Raw genomic sequence first — 6,732 nt, 5'->3', positions numbered from 1 at the left:
GAATCATTTCCTCCCGTTAAAAATCTTTAGTAATTTTACCATTAAAAAAAAAAGTTTTCCACAAGCACATTTACTTGTGTATAATTGTTTCACACCCTGTTGATTTCATTTTCCACACCCTGTTGATAAGTCGATTAAAATTATCTCATTTTTTAGTTTTCCACAGAAAATTGTTAATAATCCACAGGTAAGTATAACTGATATATCAATAAAAATAAAAAGTTATGCACAACTTGTGAATAATTCTAATAACAGGCTGTTTACTTGTGGAAAACTTGTGGAAAAGCCTGTTGATTGCAAAATTTTAATCAACAAGAAAAATCTAAAAATGTGTATGAAACAAATTAAAATGTGGATAAAAAATGGATCCCTTTAGGGAAAGAATTTGATTTTTATGTTTCATCATTAATTTTTTTATGGTATTATGTTTAGGAAATGTATTTGACATAGAAAAGAAACATACAAAATATATAAGGGAGGGTTAGTAATGAAGAGAACTTACCAACCAAAGAAACGTAAGCACGCACGTACTCACGGTTTCCGTAGTCGTATGAGCACTAGCAACGGTCGTAAAGTTTTAGCTCGCCGTCGTAAAAAAGGTAGAAAGTCATTGACTGTATAGACCACTGACCATTCAGTGGTCTTTTTCATTATATTGAACAAAATTTAATGGAGATGGATTATGCGTAAGTCATATCGCGTCAAAAAAGAAGCAGAATTCCAAAATGTTTTTGAAAAACATAATTCAGTTGCTAATCGGACTTTTGTCATTTATCAAATGGAAAAGCCTGATCAACCCCATTTTAGAGTTGGTATCTCAGTTGGTAAGAAGATTGGGAATGCCGTTCACAGAAATTGGGTAAAAAGACGAGTTAGACAAAGTTTGACTGAATTAAAGCCATATCTAAGACAAGATGTTGATTTCTTGGTTATCGCTCGTCCAAGAGCAGACCAACTATCAATGGAAGAAGTTAAGAAGAATATGGTGCATGTTTTAAAATTAGCAAACTTGCTTGATTCTGATTATGTTGAGGGAGAAGACTAATGAAAAAATTTAAAAAGTATCTTTCACTTACTTCAATTTTAGGATTGGTATTTTTCTTGACTGCATGTAGTAATAAACCAATTACTTCACACAGTACCGGTCTATGGGATGGAGTTATCGTACTTAATTTCTCAAGAGCCATCATTTGGTTAGCCAAATTCTTCGGTTCTAACTATGGAATGGGTATCGTTGCTTTCACCATCATCGTTCGTATCATTATCTTGCCTTTGATGATTTATCAAACCAAGAGTATGAAGAAGACCCAAGAACTACAACCTAAGTTAAAGGAACTTCAAAAGAAGTATTCATCAAAGGATACTGAAACTGTTAAGTTACTTCGTGAAGAACAACAAAAGCTATACGCTGAAGCAGGTGTTAACCCAGTTGCTGGTTGTTTGCCACTATTAGTTCAATTACCAATCTTGTGGGCCTTATACCAAGCTATCTGGCGTACAGATGTTTTGAAGTCAGGTCATTTCCTATGGTTACAATTAGGACACAAAGACCCATACTTTATTATGCCGGTTCTAGCCGCCGTATTTACTTTCATTAGTTCATGGCTAGCAATGAAGTCACAACCTGAGCAAAATGGGATGACAAAGGGAATGATGTTCGGGATGCCCGTTATCATTTTCTTCATGGCACTAAATATTCCTGCTGCGATCTCAATTTATTGGGTAGTAACAAATGCCTTCCAAGCTGTACAAACATTGTTTATTCAAAATCCTTGGAAGATTCAAAGAGAACGAGAAGAAAAGCTACGTGCTGAAAAACAACACAAGCGTAATGTTGAAAAAGCAATTCGCAAAGCTAAAAAATCTCGTCGTAAATAATAAAAAGCGTCTGATTTTATAATCAGACGCTTTTTTTGTGTATCATTGGACCGCTAGTTTGTGATATTATTAATAATATAGTTTATTTTTAAAAGGAGTCCCAACATGTCAACATTTACTGCTAAAACAGTCAGTGAAGCGATCGAGGAAGGACTAAAGTCACTAAACGTTGATAAGAACAATGCTGATATCAACATTGTTCAAACAAACCGTAAAGGCTTTTTTGGAATCGGAAAACGTGATGCAATCGTCGAAATCGACGTTAAAAACAATGAAAATGCATCAAAATCTCAAGAAATCGCAGCATCACCAACAAAAAACATTAAGATTAACAACCAACCAGAAGAAACATCAGAAACAAAGAAACGTCATCATTCAAATGAACAAGCCATGGAAGATCTAGTGGCTTATTTGAAGCCAATTATCGAAGAATTGGGCGTTTCAGCCGAACTACAACCTAAGATTATTAACCGTAAGTTCGCGCGTATTAACTTTAAGACCGAACAAGAAGGCTTATTAATCGGTAAGCATGGTCTAACCATCAATGCTTTACAAAACTTGGCACAAATCTACTTGAACCACATCGGATACAGCCGTTTATCAATTCAACTAGATACAGCCGATTACCGTCACCGCCGTACTGAAATTTTGAAGAAGTTAGCTGAAAAAACAGCCAGAGAAGCGGTTGCAACAGGACAACCGGTATACCTAGATCCAATGCCTTCCTTCGAAAGAAAGGTTATTCATAACCAACTAGAAGACAGTCTATACGTCAACACATTCTCATCAGGTCGCGAACCTTACCGTGCTGTCGTTGTAGAACCACAAGGATAGTCATATAAATTGACAAAACCGGATAAAGTTTTTATTATATAAAGTATCATTCTTATCAGAGATAGATGAAGTAGTCAAAGTGCTTTATCCATGCTGAGTTTTTTTGGCGTGGAGTGGGCACTTTTTTTGTGCGCTAGGCCACAAAACGGATTTTGATAATTAAGAAAGGAAGAGGAACATGGCAACGACTACAGATTTTGATACAATCGCAGCGATTTCAACACCACCTGGTGAAGGGGGAATCTCCATCGTTCGAATCAGTGGGGATGACGCTTTAAAGGTGATCAGTAAAATTTATCGAGGCAAGGACTTAAACAAGGTTGCCTCACACACCATTAACTATGGACACGTCTTTGATCCAGACACTAACGAAGACGTCGACGAAGTAATGGTATCAGTAATGAGAGCACCAAAGACTTACACATGTGAAGACGTGATTGAGGTTAACTGTCACGGTGGTATCTTGGCCACTAACACTATTCTTCAATTGATTTTAAGTTATGGTGCCCGTCTTGCTGAACCGGGTGAATTTACTAAACGTGCCTTCTTGAATGGACGAATTGACCTTTCACAATCAGAAGCAGTCATGGATGTTATTGACGCTAAAACTACCCGCTCTATGAAGGCTGCTGAAAGCCAACTTGAAGGAAACCTTTCAAGACTAATTAGAACGCTTAGACAACAAATTTTGGACGTTTTAGCAAATGTCGAAGTTAACATCGATTACCCTGAATACGACGATGCCGAAGTAATGACTTCTAAGTTATTGAAGGAAAATGCGGTTAATTTAAAAGCTAAGGTTGAAAAACTACTAGAAACTGCCAAGCAAGGACAAGTTCTAAGGGATGGACTTGCTACTTCTATCGTTGGACGTCCAAATGTTGGAAAATCAAGTATCTTAAACCACTTGTTACACCAAGATAAGGCCATCGTTACAGATGTTCCAGGAACCACACGTGACGTGTTGGAAGAATACGTTAACGTTAAGGGGGTTCCTTTGAAATTAGTTGATACTGCCGGAATCCGTGAAACCGAAGATAAGGTTGAAAAAATCGGTGTGGAACGTTCAAGAAAGGCCATCGCTAGTTCTGATTTAGTGCTACTGGTATTGAACTACTCGGAAAAACTTTCTGACGAAGATCGTCAGTTAATCGAACTAACTAACGATTCCAAACGAATCGTGATCTTGAACAAGACCGACTTACCTCAACAAATCGATGTTGATGAAGTTAAGAACCTAGTCGGTGCAGAAAACGTGATTACTACTTCTGCAATTCAAGACAACGGAACTGAACCACTTGAGGAAATGATTGCTAAGCTATTCTTTACCCAAGGAATTCAAAGTTCACAAAACGACGTTATGGTTACCAACGCCAGACACGTTAGTTTGTTACACAATGCAAAAGAATCACTAAACAGCGTAATTAACGGATTGGATGAAGGTCTACCGGTTGATTTAGTTCAAATGGACATGCACGCATGTTGGGAATCACTTGGTGAAATTACCGGTGATAGCTACAACGGTGAGCTATTAGATCAACTATTTAGCCAATTCTGTCTAGGAAAATAGTCAATTGTTTCATGTGAAACATTTTTAATGGAGGAAAACAAATGAGCCAAATCGTAAGCGAAGAAAATATCCAATACGATGCCGGTGAATACGACGTTATCGTCGTTGGTGCCGGTCATGCTGGTAGTGAAGCTGCGCTTGCTTCAGCCAGAATGGGAAACAAAACAATGCTAATCACAATTAACTTAGACATGGTTGCATTTATGCCATGTAACCCATCACTTGGTGGACCAGCCAAGGGAACTGTGGTTAGAGAAATCGATGCACTAGGTGGGGAAATGGGTAGAAATATCGATAAGACCTACGTGCAAATGAGAATGCTAAATACTGGTAAGGGTCCAGCCGTTCGTGCATTACGTGCGCAAGCTGACAAGCACGCTTACCACCGTGCGATGAAGGAAACTATCGAAAACCAACCTAACTTGGATTTAAAACAAGGAATTGTTGATTCACTAATTGTTGAAGACGGTGTCTGTAAGGGTATCGTGACTTTCACAGGTGCTAAGTACTACTCAAAGACAACTGTTATTTGTGCCGGTACAGCAGCTCGTGGAAGAATCATCATTGGTGAACTAAGATATTCTTCAGGTCCAAACAACTCTCAACCTGCATTGAAGTTGTCAGAAAACCTAGAAGAATTAGGTTTCGAATTGAAACGTTTCAAGACCGGTACACCTCCACGTGTTAACGGTCGTACAATTGACTTCTCTAAGACAGAAGAACAACCAGGGGATGAAGAAGTTAACCACTTCAGTTTTGAAACTCCTGATGACAAGTACATTCCAGTTAAGGATCAACTATCATGCTGGTTAACTTACACTAACGAACACACTCACCAAATCATCCGTGACAACCTAGACCGTGCACCTATGTTTACCGGTGTTATCGAAGGGGTTGGACCTCGTTACTGTCCATCAATTGAAGATAAGATTGTTCGTTTTGCCGACAAGAACAGACACCAAGTCTTCTTGGAACCTGAAGGTCGTGAAACAAATGAATATTACTGTGATAGTCTTTCAACTTCTCTTCCAGAAGAAGTACAACAAAAGATGTTACACAGTGTTGCTGGACTAGAACACGCTGAAATGATGAGACCTGGTTACGCCATCGAATACGATGTCGTAGCACCTTACCAATTAAAGCCAACATTTGAAACTAAGATTGTGAAGAACCTATACACTGCCGGTCAAACTAACGGTACTTCAGGATACGAAGAAGCCGCTGGACAAGGACTATACGCCGGAATCAACGCTGCATTACGCGCTCAAGGCAAGGACCCAATGGTTCTAAAACGTAACGAAGCATACATCGGTGTGTTAGTTGATGATTTGGTAACTAAGGGAACTAACGAACCTTACCGTTTACTAACTAGTCGTGCTGAATACCGTCTACTTCTAAGAAACGACAATGCCGACTTCCGTCTAACTGAAAAGGGTCACGAATTAGGCCTAATCTCAGACGAAAGATACAACAAATTCTTAGAAAAGAAAGAAGCTGTTATCAAGGAATTAGACCGTCTAGATCACACTCGTATCAAACCAAGTGATGAAGTAAACGAATTCGTTGAAGCTCACGGTGATAAGCCACTGAAGGATGGTATCTTGGCATCTGTATTCCTACGTCGTCCATACGTAACTTACAACACATTGTTGAAGTTCATCGAACCATCTGAAAAGCCATTAGGTCGTCGTGTGGTAGAACAAGTTGAAATCAGAACTAAGTACGCCGGATACATCAAGAAGGCCGAAGAAAACGTTGCTCGTATGAAGAAAATGGAAGCTAAGAAGATTCCAGATGACATTGATTACGATGCAATTGACAGTTTAGCTACCGAAGCTCGTCAAAAACTAGAAAAGATTAGACCACGTACTGTGGCTCAAGCTTCTAGAATTTCAGGGGTTAACCCTTCAGATGTTGCCATCTTAGGTGTTTACATCCAACAAGGTAAAATCGCTAAAATCAAAAAATAGGTAAAACAAAAAGCCGTCTAAACATTGTTTAGGCGGCTTTTTTATTATCGAATACAGCTATTTAAAATGGTATATAGGAATGATGAAACGATTCCCGGAATCAAGACATTTTTAAGTAGTGTGAATTGATATTTAAAGTATTCTGATGATTTTTGACGCTGAATTTTAACTGATCTATGTTTTAAAATCGAGTGATTTGCTGATACTGTGAAGCAAATGATTGATATTGTCAGTAGAACCCACATAATCGCCCAAAAAATGGCGTAGAAGTAGTTTCCATCAATTATGTATACAATTACAGTAGACAAATTTAAAGCGTCGATATAGACGGTATAAATGGATAAAAATGCTAAGAAGATTCTGGTCCTTAGCATAGAAATGATTGCATATAGGATTGCAACTTCGATAAAAATTATCATTTGTGGGATTGCGGTTACAAAGTTTGCTTTTAAAATCACATGTAACGACATTGCTTCCTTA

At 38.2% G+C, this 6,732-nt stretch carries 7 protein-coding genes; 6 read left to right on the top strand and 1 reads right to left on the bottom strand.

All coding sequences use genetic code 11. From position 1 onward, the window contains the following. The first annotated feature begins 487 nt into the window (after positions 1 to 487). The 6 genes from rpmH (at position 488) to mnmG (ending at position 6,252) form a co-directional block, all read left to right on the top strand. The gene (gene rpmH, locus RZ55_RS06920; protein ID WP_034530627.1) at positions 488 to 622 is read left to right on the top strand and encodes a 50S ribosomal protein L34; all 135 of its coding nucleotides are present in this window, start codon (positions 488 to 490) and stop codon (positions 620 to 622) included. Positions 623 to 682: 60 nt separating this feature from the next. Further along, entirely contained in the window at positions 683 to 1,045 is a 363-nt protein-coding gene (rnpA, locus tag RZ55_RS06915; protein ID WP_034530615.1) for a ribonuclease P protein component, read from the top strand. After that, the gene (yidC, locus tag RZ55_RS06910) at positions 1,045 to 1,878 is read left to right on the top strand and encodes a membrane protein insertase YidC (RefSeq protein ID WP_054450956.1); all 834 of its coding nucleotides are present in this window, start codon (positions 1,045 to 1,047) and stop codon (positions 1,876 to 1,878) included. Before rnpA ends, yidC begins: the two co-directional genes overlap by 1 nt. 105 nt (positions 1,879 to 1,983) lie before the next feature. Continuing rightward, positions 1,984 to 2,712, top strand: a complete 729-nt coding sequence (gene jag, locus RZ55_RS06905; protein ID WP_053793142.1) for an RNA-binding cell elongation regulator Jag/EloR — start codon at positions 1,984 to 1,986, stop codon at positions 2,710 to 2,712. Between the two features lie 178 nt (positions 2,713 to 2,890). Then, positions 2,891 to 4,282 (top strand): tRNA uridine-5-carboxymethylaminomethyl(34) synthesis GTPase MnmE, encoded by a 1,392-nt coding sequence (gene mnmE, locus RZ55_RS06900; RefSeq protein WP_057176093.1) that lies wholly within the window; start codon positions 2,891 to 2,893, stop codon positions 4,280 to 4,282. A 41-nt stretch (positions 4,283 to 4,323) separates the two neighbouring features. Next, the gene (gene mnmG / locus RZ55_RS06895; RefSeq protein WP_057176092.1) at positions 4,324 to 6,252 is read left to right on the top strand and encodes a tRNA uridine-5-carboxymethylaminomethyl(34) synthesis enzyme MnmG; all 1,929 of its coding nucleotides are present in this window, start codon (positions 4,324 to 4,326) and stop codon (positions 6,250 to 6,252) included. A 44-nt stretch (positions 6,253 to 6,296) separates the two neighbouring features. Here the strand turns inward: mnmG and RZ55_RS07280 are convergent, their stop codons facing one another. Then, positions 6,297 to 6,710 carry a hypothetical protein gene (locus RZ55_RS07280; protein ID WP_171823267.1) on the bottom strand — a complete coding sequence of 138 codons (414 nt, stop codon included), beginning with the start codon at positions 6,708 to 6,710 and terminating at the stop codon, positions 6,297 to 6,299. Positions 6,711 to 6,732: the final 22 nt, after the last annotated feature.

Source organism: Apilactobacillus kunkeei, from assembly GCF_001421115.1.
GTDB lineage: Bacteria > Bacillota > Bacilli > Lactobacillales > Lactobacillaceae > Apilactobacillus > Apilactobacillus kunkeei_F.
Note: the sequence above shows the minus strand (reverse complement) of the source record. Positions and strands in the feature narration are given on the sequence as shown.